The organism is Photobacterium sp. J15 (genome assembly GCF_963870815.1).
Lineage (GTDB): Bacteria > Pseudomonadota > Gammaproteobacteria > Enterobacterales > Vibrionaceae > Photobacterium > Photobacterium marinum.
This window is the reverse complement of record NZ_CAWMUI010000001.1, coordinates 2,922,334-2,936,927: the sequence shown is the minus strand read 5'-3', so window position 1 is coordinate 2,936,927 and position 14,594 is coordinate 2,922,334. Positions and strand designations below refer to the sequence as shown.

The 14,594-nt window shown below is 45.9% G+C and carries 17 protein-coding genes; 8 read left to right on the top strand and 9 right to left on the bottom strand.

The genetic code is table 11. The annotated features are described in order from the left end of the window. The first annotated feature begins 5 nt into the window (after window positions 1-5). The 5 genes from AACQ93_RS13180 (at window position 6) to AACQ93_RS13160 (ending at window position 4,091) form a co-directional block, all read left to right on the top strand. Window positions 6-278 carry a chaperone NapD gene (locus AACQ93_RS13180; protein WP_007466547.1) on the top strand — a complete coding sequence of 91 codons (273 nt, stop codon included), beginning with the start codon at window positions 6-8 and terminating at the stop codon, window positions 276-278. Next, window positions 275-2,761, top strand: coding sequence for a periplasmic nitrate reductase subunit alpha (napA, locus tag AACQ93_RS13175; RefSeq protein WP_064605517.1), 2,487 nt, complete (start codon window positions 275-277; stop codon window positions 2,759-2,761). The genes AACQ93_RS13180 and napA overlap by 4 nt, the downstream gene beginning before the upstream one ends. Before the next feature lie 112 nt (window positions 2,762-2,873). Further along, complete coding sequence (locus AACQ93_RS13170) at window positions 2,874-3,317, top strand: nitrate reductase cytochrome c-type subunit (RefSeq protein ID WP_369808743.1); 444 nt, start codon at window positions 2,874-2,876, stop codon at window positions 3,315-3,317. A gap of 30 nt (window positions 3,318-3,347) precedes the next feature. Then, window positions 3,348-3,920, top strand: coding sequence for a NapC/NirT family cytochrome c (locus AACQ93_RS13165; protein WP_036800167.1), 573 nt, complete (start codon window positions 3,348-3,350; stop codon window positions 3,918-3,920). Window positions 3,921-3,956: 36 nt separating this feature from the next. After that, window positions 3,957-4,091: a TIGR02808 family protein gene (locus AACQ93_RS13160; protein WP_007466543.1), complete on the top strand. Its 135-nt coding sequence runs from the start codon at window positions 3,957-3,959 to the stop codon at window positions 4,089-4,091. 73 nt (window positions 4,092-4,164) lie between these two features. Here AACQ93_RS13160 and AACQ93_RS13155 read toward each other — a convergent pair whose 3' ends face one another. The 3 genes from AACQ93_RS13155 to AACQ93_RS13145 all read right to left on the bottom strand — a co-directional run bounded on the left by AACQ93_RS13155 (window position 4,165) and on the right by AACQ93_RS13145 (window position 5,332). After that, complete coding sequence (locus tag AACQ93_RS13155) at window positions 4,165-4,395, bottom strand: hypothetical protein (protein ID WP_064605515.1); 231 nt, start codon at window positions 4,393-4,395, stop codon at window positions 4,165-4,167. An 83-nt stretch (window positions 4,396-4,478) separates the two neighbouring features. Beyond that, entirely contained in the window at window positions 4,479-4,931 is a 453-nt protein-coding gene (locus AACQ93_RS13150) for a DUF1499 domain-containing protein (protein ID WP_064605512.1), read from the bottom strand. 50 nt (window positions 4,932-4,981) lie between these two features. Then, window positions 4,982-5,332, bottom strand: a complete 351-nt coding sequence (locus tag AACQ93_RS13145) for a DUF2956 domain-containing protein (protein ID WP_064605510.1) — start codon at window positions 5,330-5,332, stop codon at window positions 4,982-4,984. Window positions 5,333-5,802: 470 nt separating this feature from the next. Between AACQ93_RS13145 and AACQ93_RS13140 the strand changes: the two genes are divergently transcribed. Together AACQ93_RS13140 and AACQ93_RS13135 are read left to right on the top strand one after the other, a co-directional pair. Continuing rightward, a complete protein-coding gene (locus AACQ93_RS13140) occupies window positions 5,803-6,264 on the top strand; it encodes a DUF2919 domain-containing protein (RefSeq protein WP_064606711.1) in 462 nt (153 codons plus the stop codon). Window positions 6,265-6,269: 5 nt separating this feature from the next. After that, window positions 6,270-6,674: a hypothetical protein gene (locus AACQ93_RS13135; protein WP_064606709.1), complete on the top strand. Its 405-nt coding sequence runs from the start codon at window positions 6,270-6,272 to the stop codon at window positions 6,672-6,674. A 3-nt stretch (window positions 6,675-6,677) separates the two neighbouring features. On the opposite strand, the gene AACQ93_RS13130 is transcribed toward AACQ93_RS13135, so the two are convergent. Then, window positions 6,678-8,273, bottom strand: a complete 1,596-nt coding sequence (locus AACQ93_RS13130) for a GGDEF domain-containing protein (protein WP_064605508.1) — start codon at window positions 8,271-8,273, stop codon at window positions 6,678-6,680. 231 nt (window positions 8,274-8,504) lie between these two features. Here AACQ93_RS13130 and AACQ93_RS13125 point away from each other — a divergent pair, with 231 nt between their 5' ends. After that, window positions 8,505-9,401 (top strand): Dyp-type peroxidase, encoded by an 897-nt coding sequence (locus AACQ93_RS13125; protein ID WP_064605506.1) that lies wholly within the window; start codon window positions 8,505-8,507, stop codon window positions 9,399-9,401. Window positions 9,402-9,552: 151 nt separating this feature from the next. Here AACQ93_RS13125 and crr read toward each other — a convergent pair whose 3' ends face one another. The 5 genes from crr to cysZ form a co-directional block, all read right to left on the bottom strand. After that, window positions 9,553-10,062, bottom strand: coding sequence for a PTS glucose transporter subunit IIA (gene crr / locus AACQ93_RS13120; protein WP_007466535.1), 510 nt, complete (start codon window positions 10,060-10,062; stop codon window positions 9,553-9,555). A gap of 41 nt (window positions 10,063-10,103) precedes the next feature. Then, on the bottom strand, window positions 10,104-11,831 hold the full coding sequence (ptsI, locus tag AACQ93_RS13115; protein WP_064605504.1) for a phosphoenolpyruvate-protein phosphotransferase PtsI: 1,728 nt from the start codon (window positions 11,829-11,831) through the stop codon (window positions 10,104-10,106). Between the two features lie 53 nt (window positions 11,832-11,884). Further along, window positions 11,885-12,142, bottom strand: coding sequence for a phosphocarrier protein Hpr (gene ptsH / locus AACQ93_RS13110; RefSeq protein ID WP_007466533.1), 258 nt, complete (start codon window positions 12,140-12,142; stop codon window positions 11,885-11,887). Window positions 12,143-12,457: 315 nt separating this feature from the next. Next, window positions 12,458-13,426: a cysteine synthase A gene (gene cysK, locus AACQ93_RS13105; RefSeq protein WP_007466532.1), complete on the bottom strand. Its 969-nt coding sequence runs from the start codon at window positions 13,424-13,426 to the stop codon at window positions 12,458-12,460. A 298-nt stretch (window positions 13,427-13,724) separates the two neighbouring features. Then, complete coding sequence (cysZ, locus tag AACQ93_RS13100) at window positions 13,725-14,486, bottom strand: sulfate transporter CysZ (protein ID WP_064605502.1); 762 nt, start codon at window positions 14,484-14,486, stop codon at window positions 13,725-13,727. Window positions 14,487-14,594 lie beyond the last annotated feature (108 nt).

Genomic DNA, 14,594 nt, shown 5'->3' with positions numbered 1-14,594 from the left:
AAGCGATGGCATTACAAGAAGTGCACATATCTAGCCTGGTGGTTCACGTTAAACCTGAACACCTTGAGGGAGTAAAGGCTCAGATAGCGACTTTGCCAAATGCAGAAATTTACGGCGAAAGTGAAGAAGGCAAAATCATCGTGGTCCTGGAAACTGAAAATCAGGGCTTCGTGACCGACACCATAGATAAAATCAATAACTTAGAACACGTTTTAACTACTTTTTTGGTTTACCACCAAATTGAACACTTTGACTCGCAATCTGAGGATGACGCATGAAAATGACAAGACGTGCGTTTGTGAAAGCAAACGCCGCTGCATCGGCAGCCGCTGTAGCCGGTATTTCATTGCCGGCATCAGCCACTAACTTAATTGTTAGTTCTGATCAAACCAAAATTAAATGGGATAAAGCGCCTTGTCGTTTTTGTGGTACAGGTTGTTCAGTACTGGTTGGTACTCAGAATGGCCGCGTTGTGGCTACCCAGGGTGATCCGGAAGCGCCGGTGAACAAGGGCCTGAACTGTATCAAGGGTTACTTCCTGTCGAAAATCATGTACGGCAAAGATCGTCTGCAGACGCCGCTGCTGCGCATGAAGAACGGCAAGTTCGACAAAGACGGTGATTTCCAGCCTGTATCATGGGATCAAGCCTTTGATGTGATGGCTGAGAAGTGGAAAGAAGCACTGAAGAAGCAGGGCCCGTCCGGTGTTGGTATGTTCGGTTCCGGCCAGTGGACCGTGATGGAAGGTTATGCGGCTGCCAAAATGATGAAGGCGGGTTTCCGCTCGAATAACATCGACCCGAATGCCCGTCACTGTATGGCGTCAGCGGTTGGTGCTTTCATGCGTACCTTTGGTATCGATGAGCCAATGGGCTGTTACGACGATTTCGAACATTCTGATTCGTTTGTACTATGGGGCTCAAACATGGCCGAGATGCACCCTGTGCTGTGGACTCGCCTGACTGACCGCCGTTTGAGTAATCCTCATGTCAAAGTGAACGTGCTGTCGACCTATACCCACCGTTCTTTCGAACTGGCGGATAACGGTATGATCTTTGAGCCTCAGACCGATCTGGCGATTGCGAACTACATTGCGAACTACATTATTCAGAATGATGCGGTGAACTGGGATTTCGTAAATAAGCACACTCACTTCAAGCGTGCGACTACAGATATCGGTTACGGCCTGCGTGATGAGCACCCGCTACAGCAGAAAGCGGCGAATGCTAACTCTGGCAAACTGCATCCGATGAGTTTTGAAGAGTACAAGGCTTCTGTAGCTGAGTACACACTAGAGAAAGCTTCTGAGATGTCAGGCGTAGAGCCTGAGAAACTGCTGGCACTGGCGAAGCAGTATGCGGATCCGAATACCAAGGTAATGTCACTGTGGACCATGGGCATGAACCAGCACACCCGTGGTGTGTGGATGAACAGCCTGGTTTATAACATCCACCTTCTGACCGGTAAGATTTCCAAGCCGGGTTGTGGCCCGTTCTCACTGACCGGCCAGCCATCTGCCTGTGGTACAGCGCGTGAAGTGGGTACGTTTGCTCACCGTCTGCCTGCTGACATGGTTGTTAAGAATCCTAAGCACCGTGCGATCAGTGAGAAAATCTGGAAACTGCCTGAAGGCACTATTCCACCGAAGCCGGGCTATCACGCCGTGGTGCAGGATCGCATGCTGAAAGACGGAAAGCTGAATGCTTACTGGGTAATGTGTAACAACAATATGCAGGCTGGTCCGAACATCAACGAAGAGCGCCTGCCAGGCTACCGAAACCCGGAAAACTTCATTGTTTGTTCTGACCCATATCCGACAGTAACAGCACAGGCGGCTGACCTGATCTTGCCGACAGCAATGTGGGTAGAGAAAGAAGGTGCGTACGGTAACGCCGAGCGTCGTACTCAGGCCTGGTATCAACAGGTTGAAGCCCAGGGTGATGCGAAATCGGATCTGTGGCAGATCATGGAATTCTCCAAGCGCTTTAAGATTGAAGATGTATGGGGAGAGGATCTGCTGGCGAAAGCACCTCAATACCGCGGTAAGACAATGTACGACATGCTGTTCCGCAACGGTCAGGTAGATAAGTTCCCGCTGTCTGAAGCCCAGGAACTGAATGATGACGCTAAGTCACAGGGCTTCTATGTTCAGAAAGGCCTGTTTGAAGAATACGCAGCCTTTGGTCGCGGCCATGGTCACGACCTGGCGCCTTACGATGTTTATCACCAGGTTCGCGGTCTGCGTTGGCCTGTGGTTGACGGTAAAGAAACCCAGTGGCGTTTCGTAGAAGGTTCGGATCCATATGTACCAGCCGGTGAAGGTTACCGTTTCTACGGTAAGCCGGATGGTAAGGCAAATATCATCTTTGCACCGTACGAGCCTGCTCCGGAAATGCCTGACAAAGAATACGATATGTGGCTATGTACCGGCCGTGTACTTGAGCACTGGCACACAGGGACAATGACCCGTCGTGTACCTGAGCTATATAAAGCCGTGCCGGATGCTGTGTGTTATATCCACCCGGATGATGCCCGTGCTCGTGGCCTGCGCCGTGGTGATGAAGTCAACCTTGCTTCCCGTCGAGGTGAAGTTCGTTGTCGAGTTGAAACACGTGGACGTAACCGCCCGCCTGTCGGTCTGGTTTTCGTACCTTTCTTTGATGCACGGATTTTGATTAACAAATTGATTCTGGATGCAACGGATCCGCTGTCTAAGCAGACCGATTTCAAGAAGTGTCCAATCAAGATCACTAAAGTGTAACTCATTGAAGTAATAGTAAAGCCTGTCCGTTCCGAGGAACGGACAGCAGCTAGCCTGACTCGAATTTAGCCATAAGGCGGAGAAGAACATGAAACGTTTAGTTTTAGCTGTGATGGCAGTTGGCATGATGGTAGCCGGTGCCGTACAAAGTGCGGAAGCACTGAACAATCCTGGTGGAATCGGTGGCCTGGAATCACTGCGTGGTGGTATTGAACTGGAAACGACCCGTGCGGCGGATCCGATGAAACGTTATCCTCGCGATCAGGGCACAATCGATAGTGACTATGTGTATCAGCCACCACTGATCCCACATACCATTCGTAACTACGAAGTGTCATTGAATGCCAATAAGTGCCTGGCGTGCCACAGCTGGAAAAATGCCAATGAAATGGGCGCAACCAAAATCAGTGTGACGCATTACCAGTCACCGCGTAAGGGCCAGGTGCTGTCAGATGTCTCACCTTCACGCTACTTCTGTCTGCAGTGCCACGTACCACAGGCTGATGCCAAGCCATTGGTTGAAAATAACTTCCAGCGTGTTGACGCGCTGCGCTAGTCATAGCCAACAGACACAGAGAGGCTATAGATGAACATATTGAAAACATTTTGGCGGCGGATGACGTCACCGAGTAAGGTGGCTGTGGGATTGGTCCTGTTTATGGGCTTTATCGGCGGCCTACTGTTCTGGGGGGCTTTTAACACCGGGATGGAATTGACCAACACCGAAGAGTTCTGCTCCGGTTGCCATGCTCCGATTGTTAAAGAGATCCGTGAGACGGTGCACTATTCAAACCGTTCCGGTGTACGTGCTATCTGTTCAGACTGTCACGTACCGCATAACTGGACTGATAAGATTGTTCGTAAAGTCCAGGCATCGAAAGAGCTGGTGGCCTTTGCGATGGGGACAATTGATACCGAAGAGAAGTTCAAAGAGCGCCGGGGGTATCTGGCAAACCGTGAATGGCACCGGATGAAGAACAACGATTCGAAGGAATGTCGTAACTGTCATGACTTTGAATATATGGATTTCTCCGAACAGGGTGCGCGCAGCGTTAAACAGCATTCAACTGCGCTGGCATCGGGTGAGAAGACCTGCGTTGATTGTCACAAAGGGATCGCCCATAAACTGCCTGACATGAAAGATGTGGAAGGCTGGTAATCCGGATTCCCGGCAATAACAGAAAGGTACAAGACGATGAGTACATTAGAGTCGATTATCTGGCATACCCTGGGCTATGCCGCTATGCCGGTGATTATCCTGACAGGATTTGTTGGGGTGGCTGCCATTTCTATCTGGCTTCTTTCCTTGGGTAAAGACAAAGAAGTTTGAGTAGCTTCTGCTTCTATTTCTGGAAGCTGAACATCGCTAATCAAAAAAAGCCATGTCTTACGACATGGCTTTTTTACAGGTGTTTCCCAGAACTCGTGTGAAAGTGGTTTTCTGAGTTTTGTAGCGAGCGCTTGAACACACCGATAAGCAACAGGCTTGCCCAGCAACAGTAAAGTGGTAACCACTCGAGAAGGAACTGCTTCAGTGACATAGCTTGTCCGCCCAGCCAAATTTCACCAAGATGCAAGGCGACCATACTAAATAAGCCGATAATGCTGAATATCAGAAATGATGGTCTGTCCATGGTCTTCCCTCCGGATCGATAGGGTAACTATAGATCTAAATGGGAATTATTATCAAGTGGGTTTTATACCTTTTTTAACGTTATTAAGGTTTGAGTAAACCCGCAGCAATTAACAGTTGGCGAAATTGTTCTGCTCGCTCTCTATTAACACCAAAATCGGAATAACCGGTTCTTGATTCAGATCGGACGATGAGGGTATCGCCCTGTCGGCGAACCTCAAAATCATCTACAAAGCCAAAGATCCGGCTACGGCATTCTACGCGGAAGTAATTGTCTTCTTGTTGCGCCATGCTGGCTCCGGGAAGCTCAAGGGCATTATCAATAATAGCCTGCCAGTTCTGTCCACCTTGTTGGCTGAGCGTAAACTGCGCCAGTGTGAAATCTTCTCTGGATTCCAGTGTTGAAACACAGTTAGGTTTTTCACCACAGGGAGAACCGGTGCGATCGGCCATTATTTGCTGCTGGTCACTATTAGAGCAACCGAAAAGAAGCAGACCGGAGAATATTACCAATATATAAGTTGATGCCTTTTTCATAACACGATCCTTGTTCTTTCGAGCGTTTAGCAAATAAAGGGAGAGCCCTTTTATTTTACTGCCGGCAAAAAAGTATAGGCAGCAAAACCAACCCATGACAAAGCAAGCAATAGCCAAGGTAGCCAGTGCTGTTTATAAATGGTTTGTTGCTCAGTAGCCGTATGAGTTTCTGTGGATTCTACTGTTTGTTTTTCTTTCGCCTGCTTTTTGCGGAATTTATCGCGTTCGCGGGCCTTCATCTTTTGCTGCTTTTTGTATTGCTCAATACCTTTTTGAATTCCCTGGGCAATGAGTTTGGTTTGCTCTTTGGTCTGGCCTTGTTTCTGTGTTGCTTTCGCTATTCTCATCGCTTCAGCCTGAGTTTCCGGCGACGGGGTGTTTTGCTGGTTTTTTTTAGCCATGATTAATCCATGAGGAACAGTGAATTATTTATTCTGTGGTGATTATACCCTGAAGTCGGACGCTTTTGATGAGAGGCAACTAGGAGATTTTCCTTACAAATGTAGGAAAGTTTCACATTGTGAACAAAAAATGAACGGGCTAAACTGTTTTATATCATTAAGCCTAAGTTAATGATATTTAATGGCTTGGTGAGGGTTTTAATGAATCAAAAAACTTAAATTCAGACTGTGAGCTATGTAATAAAATGAGAAAATCACACGATATTAGCTACGCAAAGCGTGATCTGGGCTACAAGACAAACAATCGAAAAGTGCGGTCAGCCACAGAATTTACCACTGCCGGGTTGTGATTAGGGCGATATGAATTATGGTATCAGCATAATAAATATAACGTGCTACTCCTATTGAGGTTGAATTCTGTAATCTGTGCCGCCATTGCTAAAAAGAGAAATGGTGTACGGGGAATCAGTTTGCTTTATCCGATAGATGCTTATGACAAGCATGGCTTATTAAAGCCGTCAGCAATGCTCTGGCTGACTTTAATTTTTAATGCAAAAGCATGGATTATATTTGTTATGGCCGGCGCCAGTCGTGAACAGGGCGCCCAGGTTTTAGAAATTTTGTATCCGGTGCGAAATAACCTTTATTTCGCAATGGTAATGGGGTTACCCGCATTGTTTTTAATGTGGTTAACCGGACAACGACACAAAAACAAAAAACTAATTAATGCATTGTGGCGGCGTGGTAAATCGATCTTGCTCGCGGCCTACATGACAGATTGTGCTTTGCAAGTGTATCAACTGACATTATTACATGGTGCATTTAGCTGGTCCCGAGCGATAACGCTGTTAATAACCGTATGGCTGGGCCTCTATCTTATCCGTAGCACCAGGGTTAGAAATACATTTGCAGACCAGCCTTTGGAGAGGTGATGCAGATGAATGATTGGGGTAAAGGTTTAGTTCTCTTTAGCGCCTTTTTAAGCCCATTGGCCATGGCTGATTGGCTTCTGGATGTGGACTTTGAACTATCAAGCGCTGGTATGACCCAGACAGTGAATACATCCCTGTCCCTGTTGCCGGGTGAAGAGACCGTGTTCTTTGGTACTGATAATGAAAATACTAATCGTCGGGAATTAGTCGGTAGCGCAGAGTTATTGGAAGTATCGGCTGAAGAAGTAAAAATCGCCTTTAAGGTGCAGGAGCGACTTGATGATGGGGCCTGGCGGACGATTATTTCACCAACAATTTCGACTGGTTTGAACTCACCGGCATCATTTGAAAGTTCTGATGGCGATGCAGATGAGCAAGTGAAACTGAAAGTGGAAGTGACATCTGTTTAGAGTTTAAAGAACATGACTGACGTTTCTGAAACGCTCCTTCTGGGAGCGTTTTTTGTTTCTGTACATTTTGCTGTCGGCCCGGGAAAGAAAATAATCTGGTGTATCATTTTGTCGATAAAAGGTAATACCAACACTGGCACCAATTTGGATCCGATTGTTATCAATGAAGAAGGGTTTTCCGGCATAAGCTGACAGCGATTGAGCCAGTCTTCGCGTCTCATGTTTATGGCTGTTGTAAAGCAGGATGACAAATTCATCGCCTGCCAGCCGGGCAAAAAAACTCTTTTCACTATCCAGCAGTGTACTTACTCGTGCGCAGAACCGCTGCAATACCTGATCGCCGATGGAGTGACCATAGGTGTCATTAACAGCTTTAAAGTTATCAAGATCGATGAATAACAAGGCAGGTTTCCAGGAGTTGCTGTTTGCTATCGTATGATGCAGTTTTTCGACCAGGGCATAACGGTTTGCAATTCCTGTAAGGGTGTCTTTTCGGGCCATTTCTTCGGCCCTTTGTTCCGCCTCTTTCCTTCGCGATATCTCCTTTTTCAGCATTTGATTGACATAAGAAAAGTAAGCGGCAGCCATGGATGTAATTGTCAGCAAGATAGCGCCAATAAGAATCCAAAGCTTCAGTTGTTGCCAGGAGATTTTGCTTCGTAATGGGTAGAGGAAGTTCTGATCTATAGTCGTCTTCGGAATGATATTGAGTTCAGCTAACTCATCCGCAATAAGCTGCCAGCGTGCTTGGCTCATGTGACCGATATCGACAACATCAGGCATGATCAGTTTTGATGCTGTCTTTAATTCATACTCAAGGTTAGCCCGACTTTTCTGTGGGTGATACTTTTGCTCTATGATATCCAGTGTTTCTTCTATATGGGTAAGGGCGTAATACCATCCTTTTATCGAGGCATTCAGAAAATTATCAACAGTTTCTGGTCGGTTTTCAGCCAGTGCCTGGCTGGTAAAAATAACATCACTGTAAAAGCGAATACCGTAATCGGCAGGGTTGAAAATCAGCGCTTTTACGCCGCTTTCCTCAAAAAAGAATGGCTCATTGGTCAGGTAACCATTGAAGGCATCTACTTTTCCTGAAAGCAGGTCATTGATATTGGCTGATGTTGTTATTTGTTCAAAGTCGGTAAGGGAGATATGGTTACGAGAAAGAAGAAGGAGCAGTTCAGCATCTTCAGTGCCGGAAAACATCATTACACGCTTGCCGACTAAATCATGGATAGTTTGAATATCACTGTCAGCGTTTGCCATCAGGATAGATGGTGACAGCTGGAAAACAGCACCAAGAGCAGTAACAGGAAACCCTCGGCCATAGGCTACTAGCACTTCAGTGTTGCCTACACCGAAATCAGCATTGCCGTTAAGAACTTCTTTGATTGGAACTTTGTTGTTACCGCCTGGCAGGATAGTAACGTCAAGTCCGGCATCATGATAAAAGCCTTTTTCTTTTGCCATGTAAAAGCCGGCAAATTGTGCCTGATGCAGCCAGCGTAGCTGTATAGAAACGCTTTCAGTGGCGGCCGAAGGGGAAGCTAGTGCAAGTAAACATATTGAGATGAGCAGGGACAGAAGGCTTTTCATTATATGCAATTATTTGTATTTGTGAGCTGTGCCAATTTTCGTTTACGAACGTAAGGAAGTAAAGAGCAGATTTAATTTTTGATAGCAGAGGAAATACTCAGTTATTTGGTACCTTGAGGGTTATAATTATGCCTTTATACCCTGGTATTTTTGAGGATACTTAGGGGATTGCTCGGTAACTTTAATGTGCCAGGGTATAAGATGTCAGTTAATAATAATTAGGAGAAATATATGGCTATTGCACAACCAGCCATTTTGCCGGAAGCTGGCCCGTTTGCACTTTATGTAGTAATGAAAGTTACTGGTGATAAGCAAGCTGTGATCAAGCAATGTCAGGAGCTTCATAATGTGCTGGCGCAAGTGAATGAGCAGCAGCCAGGTGCTTCACTGCGAGCTAGTATTGCCTTTGGTAAGTCATTCTGGTTGAGCCTGGAAAAAGGCTGCCCGGCTGGTTTTGAAGATTTTCGTCAGTTAGGTTCAGGTGATACTACTGCACCGGCAACAGGCGGTGATATTCTGCTTCACGTGAACTCCAGCCGTCATGATCTTAACTTTTACACGCTACGTCAGTTCCTGCAGCCAATTGCTCAGGAAGTGGAAGTTATGGACGAGACTTATGGTTATAAGTACCTGGACGCGCGCGATATGACCGATTTTATTGACGGTACTGAGAACCCGAAAACGGAAGAATCCCGTCGAAATGTTGCTCTGATTGCTGATGGAGAGTTTGCCGGCGGTAGTTTTGTTATGGTTCAGCGCTTTATTCACAACTTACCAGCCTGGAATAAGATGGCAGTAGAAGCGCAGGAAAAAGTGATTGGCCGAACTAAGCCAGATTCTGTTGAGCTTGAGGACGTTCCTGCTGATTCACATGTTGGTCGTGTTGATATCAAAGAGGAAGGTAAAGGGCTTAAAATTGTTCGTCATAGCCTGCCATATGGCTCGGTAACAGGTGATCACGGCCTGCTGTTTATTGCTTATTGCAATACGCAGCATAACTTCAACGCCATGCTGGAGAGCATGTATGGTGAAACTGATGGTACAGTTGATCAACTGCTACGTTTCACTCGAGCTGTTACCGGTGCATATTTCTTTGCACCTTCGCAGGAAGTTTTAGAGAGTTTATAGCAGAAGCGAGTTCGCTTCGAAGGACAAGAAAAGCAAGAGTTCACCGCTCTTGCTTTTTTATATCACGCATCTTTGTGCTCGATACTGATATCTTTTCTACTCATAAAAAAACGCAGCCCGGAGGCTGCGTTTTCTTGAAGATATTACTATCTTACTTCTTGATGCGCAGGATTGGTGTTTCACCAACTGTAGTTGCACCAGAAAGCTTGTTCAGCTCTTTGATTTCGTCCATGTTAGAGATAACAACTGGAGTCAGAGTTGATTTAGCTTTTTCTTCAAGAAGAGCTAGGTCGAATTCGATGATTGCGTCACCAGCTTTAACAGTTTGGCCTTCCTCTGCGATACGAGTGAAGCCTTCGCCTTTCAGTTCAACAGTGTCGATACCGAAGTGAACGAATAGTTCGATACCATCATCAGACTCAATAGAGAAAGCGTGGTTAGTTTCGAAGATCTTGCCGATAGTACCGTTTACTGGTGCAACCATTTTGTTGCCAGCAGGTTTGATAGCAACACCGTCACCAACGATTTTTTCAGCAAAAACAACATCTGGCACATCTTCGATGTTTACGATTTCACCAGATAGTGGTGCGATGATTTCAATTGCACCAGCTTCGTTGCTGTCGTCTGAAACCAGCTTCTTCAATTTGTCAAACAGACCCATATCGTTGCTCCTAAGCGTTTTATTCTATCTGCAGCTATTAATTAGCAGATGGTCTTTTCTGCGATGAATTTTTCTACGTGTGCTTCAATCTCAGCAGCAGTAGGCATAGCCAGTGCTTGCTCAGCCATAGCTTTAACGTCAGCAAAATTCGCGTTGCGGATAACTTTCTTAATGCGTGGAATCGAAATTCCGCTCATGCTGAATTCGTCCAGACCCATACCTAGTAGAAGTAGGGTTGCACGCTCGTCACCAGCAAGCTCGCCACACATACCAGTCCACTTGCCTTCTTTGTGAGAAGCATCGATTACTTGCTTAATCACTGTCAGTACTGCAGGTGATAGTGGGTTATAAAGGTGAGAAATCAGCTCGTTACCACGGTCAACAGCAAGAGTATACTGGGTTAAGTCGTTAGTACCAATACTAAAGAATGCAACTTCTTTCGCCAGATGGTGTGCAATTGCAGCAGCTGCAGGTGTTTCAACCATCACACCGATCTCGATGTTTTCGTCGAATGCCAGGCCTTCAGCACGAAGTTCTGCTTTGTATTCTTCGATAGCTGCCTTCAGTTCACGGATTTCTTCAACAGAGATAATCATCGGGAACATGATGCGAAGCTTACCGTGTGCAGATGCACGTAGGATAGCACGAAGCTGGTCACGTAGAATTTCACGACGGTCCAGGCTGATTCGAACTGCACGCCAGCCAAGGAACGGGTTCATTTCTTTTGGCAGATCCATGTACGGCAGATCTTTGTCACCACCGATATCCATAGTACGGATAATCACTGGCTCGCCGTGCATTGCTTCTGCAACATCTTTGTACGCTTGGTATTGCTCTTCTTCAGTTGGAAGGGCATCGCGATCCATGAACAGGAACTCTGTACGGTACAGGCCAACACCTTCACCGCCGTTGCGAAGAATACCGTCACAGTCTTTAACTGTACCGATGTTACCGCAAACTTCTACCTGCTTGCCGTCTAGCGTGATAGCTGGAAGATCTTTCAGTTTAGCCAGTTCTTCTTTTTCAGCTAGGTATGCGTCACGGATAGCTTTGAATTTAGTTAGCTCATCGTCAGATGGGTTGATCACAATCTTGTTGTTGATTGCGTCAAGAATCAGCATGTCGCCATTCTTAACCTGAGCTGTGATGTCGTTAGTACCTACGATTGCAGGTAGTTCCAGAGAACGTGCCATGATAGAGGTGTGTGAAGTACGACCACCGATATCAGTCACGAAGCCAAGAACGAACTTCAGATTGATCTGAGCTGTTTCAGAAGGAGTTAGGTCGTTAGCAACAAGGATAACTTCTTCGTTGATTGCGCTCAGGTTTACGATGTTGATGCCCAGAGCATTCTTAACAACGCGGTTACCGATATCACGGATGTCGGTTGCACGCTCTTTTAGGTATTCATCGTCAAGTGATTCAAGCGTTGTTGCCTGCTCTTCAATCACAGAGTGAATAGCAAGGTCTGCAGACGCTTTGTTGTCTTTAATGAAGGCTATGATTTCTTCTTCTAGCTCTTCATCTTCCAGCAACATGATGTGGCCTTCAAAGATGGCTTCCTTCTCTTCACCGAAGGTTGCTCTTGCTTTTTCTTTGATTACTTCTAGTTGCTCAGAGGATTTTTTTCGAGCATCGAAGAAACGCTGAATCTCGTTTTCGATTTGGTCTGCAGCGACTGGAGTTTTGTTTAGAACAATCTCTTCTTCCTGCAGTAGTAGTGCTTTACCAAAAGCAATACCAGGAGATGCCAGGATACCTGAAATCATAGCCTTACCTTAAATTAACTTAAAACTAGGGGAAGTAACAAACGGACTGCGAATTAGTGCAGTTCGTCCATTAGGGCAACTAGGTGATCTACAGCTTGCTGTGCCTGAGCACCTTCAGCAGAGATAGTCACAACTGTACCTTTTACCAGACCTAGAGTTTGTAGTTTGAACAGGCTTTTCGCGCTTGCGCTCTTACCGTTAGAAGTAACAGTGATGTCCGCGTCGAAACCTTTAGCTTCTTTTACGAACTGAGCTGCTGGACGAGTGTGTAGACCGTTTTCTGCAGTGATCTCAACTTGCTTCTGATACATATTTCACCCCGATTATTGATATAGTAGTATTTGATATTTACTTAACTGAAAGTAAGCTTAACGCGGATAACATTAGCTCGCTAATCTGGAGTATAAACTACCCAACAGTCCGTCGTATTTGCTTAATCCAAGTCAAATTTTTGTGACATTTCTTGTTTTCGAGGCATCAAAATGGCGGTTTATTGACCTTTTATTTTGATGCTTAAAATAAAATTCAACGGATTTATATTAAAGCTCAGTTCAAAATGCAACAAAAAACCCCCCTGTTGGGGGGCTTTTGAGCAACAATCGTGAACCTAATCTTTCAAAATGTGATCACTGTTGGGTTTCTTTTTCAGTGAATAGCCCTGCAAAGAGTGCGGTTGAAAGATAGCGTTCACCCGAGCTTGGTAGAATAACAACGATGTTTTTGCCTGCGTACTCCGGACGCTCTGCAATTCTGTTTGCTGCAATCACCGCTGCGCCAGATGAAATTCCGGCCAGGATCCCTTCTTCATCCATCAGGCGGCGAGCCATTTCGATGGATTCTTCAGAGCTTACTCGCTCAACTTCATCAATTAATGTCAGATCAAGGTTGCCAGGAATGAAGCCTGCGCCGATACCCTGAATTTTATGCGGAGCAGGTTGTACTTCGTCGCCGTTCAGGGTCTGAGTAATAACTGGCGACTCTGATGGCTCAACAGCAATAGTCGTAATGGCTTTGCCTTTTTGCTGTTTAATATAACGGCTGACACCTGTTAATGTACCGCCGGTTCCGACGCCTGAGACAAAGACATCTATTTCGCCATCTGTAGCATCCCAGACTTCTGGTCCAGTGGTCTTTTCATGGATTTCCGGGTTAGCCGGGTTGTTGAACTGTTGAAGAAGCAGGTACTTCGATGGATCGGACGCCACAATTTCTTCTGCTTTTTCAATAGCGCCTTTCATGCCTTTTGGTGCTTCAGTCAGGACAAGATTGGCTCCAAGGGCTTTGAGCAGTTTGCGGCGCTCCAAGCTCATACTTTCCGGCATGGTTAGGGTTAGCTTGTAGCCGCGAGCTGCTGCAACAAAAGCAAGGGCAATACCTGTATTACCACTGGTTGGTTCAACCAGTTCGACGCCTTCTTTCAGAATACCTTTTTTTTCGGCATCCCAGATCATGTTTGCGCCAATACGGCACTTAACACTAAAACTTGGGTTACGCGCTTCTATTTTGGCCAGTACATTACCTTTACTGACACGGTTCAGACGAACTAGCGGGGTGTTACCAATAGTCAGGGAATTATCTTCGTAGATTTTGCTCATGCTTTTCGTTCCTTCGTAACGCGATCTGTAAAAATGACACTTAAAGAATAATCGGTCATATTCATTTGGAAAGTAATTAATTGTTATATCTTATTGTTATATAAGAGGCGCTTTGTTGGGGGAAAGGGAAATAGATGATCACTACAAGCGAATCTTTCTCAGAAGGGGGACTACCAAGGGGCAATGTGAGTTAAGTTGTGAAGGCTTGGGGGGAGGGAATACTGTTGATCTGACCTTTTATAAATAAGAAAGGCGAGAATCGACAGACACTCGCCTTTCCTTTGTTCATTACCTGAGCTTATCTCTGTTTGTATTCATCCCGGTAGTTGTCTACCCACATGGCTGTAGCGCCGCAGACTGCGATTGGCATAACAAACAGATTTAGGATTGGAGTTATAGTAAATAGCATCACCAGGCTACCAAAGCTTAGTGACTTACCGCGCTTAACTTTCAAGGCATCACGCATAGCGGTAAATGGTACCTTATGGTTATCGAAAGGGTAGTCGGCATACTGAATACTCATCATCCAGGCACTGAACAGGAACCAGAGCACCGGGCCCACAGTCTGGCCGATAGCCGGGATACATAGCAGAATAAGCAGGCCAATGGCCTTAGGCAGGTAGTACTTCAGCTTTACCCATTCTCTATGCATGATACGAGGGAGATCTTTGATGATGGCTTTAATACCAGCATCCGGCAGGCATTCACCGGTAAGTTTGGCTTCAAGGTGTTCTGCCAGTAAGCCATTGAAAGGTGCCGCAATCCAGTTAGCAATGGTGCTAAAGAAATAGGAAAAGGTGACTAGGGTGGCAACTGCCAGTAATGGCCACAATATATAAGACAGCCAGTCCATCCATTCCGGCAGGTAAGCCAGCCAGCTATCGATCCACTCGCTGAGTTGACTCAACACCAGAGTAAAAGCCGTTCCGAAAAGCAGAATATTCACCAGCAGCGGTAAAATAACAAAACGGCGGGTACCGGGCTGCATGGCCAGTGACATTCCTTTGAAGAAATACTGGGCACCGCTGACCGGGTGTTGGATTGCTGGTGATTGACGCATCTGATTCTCCTTTATGTGCTTTTCTCTATCAATGAACATAAATATGAGAAAAGGCTGGTGAGTGCATGTTAACGGTGAGCGGTGCAGTGAATCAAATATCATCGCCAG

Coding starts and splice junctions, on each gene's coding strand:
- AACQ93_RS13160 (WP_007466543.1), top strand. CDS start 3,957: ATGAGTACATTAGAGTCGATTATCTGGCATACCCTGGGCTATGCCGCT.
- AACQ93_RS13145 (WP_064605510.1), bottom strand. CDS start 5,332: ATGGCTAAAAAAAACCAGCAAAACACCCCGTCGCCGGAAACTCAGGCT.
- napA (WP_064605517.1), top strand. CDS start 275: ATGAAAATGACAAGACGTGCGTTTGTGAAAGCAAACGCCGCTGCATCG.
- cysZ (WP_064605502.1), bottom strand. CDS start 14,486: ATGCGTCAATCACCAGCAATCCAACACCCGGTCAGCGGTGCCCAGTAT.
- AACQ93_RS13135 (WP_064606709.1), top strand. CDS start 6,270: ATGAATGATTGGGGTAAAGGTTTAGTTCTCTTTAGCGCCTTTTTAAGC.
- AACQ93_RS13125 (WP_064605506.1), top strand. CDS start 8,505: ATGGCTATTGCACAACCAGCCATTTTGCCGGAAGCTGGCCCGTTTGCA.
- AACQ93_RS13170 (WP_369808743.1), top strand. CDS start 2,874: ATGGCAGTTGGCATGATGGTAGCCGGTGCCGTACAAAGTGCGGAAGCA.
- AACQ93_RS13150 (WP_064605512.1), bottom strand. CDS start 4,931: ATGAAAAAGGCATCAACTTATATATTGGTAATATTCTCCGGTCTGCTT.
- AACQ93_RS13180 (WP_007466547.1), top strand. CDS start 6: ATGGCATTACAAGAAGTGCACATATCTAGCCTGGTGGTTCACGTTAAA.
- cysK (WP_007466532.1), bottom strand. CDS start 13,426: ATGAGCAAAATCTACGAAGATAATTCCCTGACTATTGGTAACACCCCG.
- AACQ93_RS13165 (WP_036800167.1), top strand. CDS start 3,348: ATGAACATATTGAAAACATTTTGGCGGCGGATGACGTCACCGAGTAAG.
- ptsH (WP_007466533.1), bottom strand. CDS start 12,142: ATGTATCAGAAGCAAGTTGAGATCACTGCAGAAAACGGTCTACACACT.
- AACQ93_RS13155 (WP_064605515.1), bottom strand. CDS start 4,395: ATGGACAGACCATCATTTCTGATATTCAGCATTATCGGCTTATTTAGT.
- ptsI (WP_064605504.1), bottom strand. CDS start 11,831: ATGATTTCAGGTATCCTGGCATCTCCTGGTATTGCTTTTGGTAAAGCA.
- AACQ93_RS13130 (WP_064605508.1), bottom strand. CDS start 8,273: ATGAAAAGCCTTCTGTCCCTGCTCATCTCAATATGTTTACTTGCACTA.
- crr (WP_007466535.1), bottom strand. CDS start 10,062: ATGGGTCTGTTTGACAAATTGAAGAAGCTGGTTTCAGACGACAGCAAC.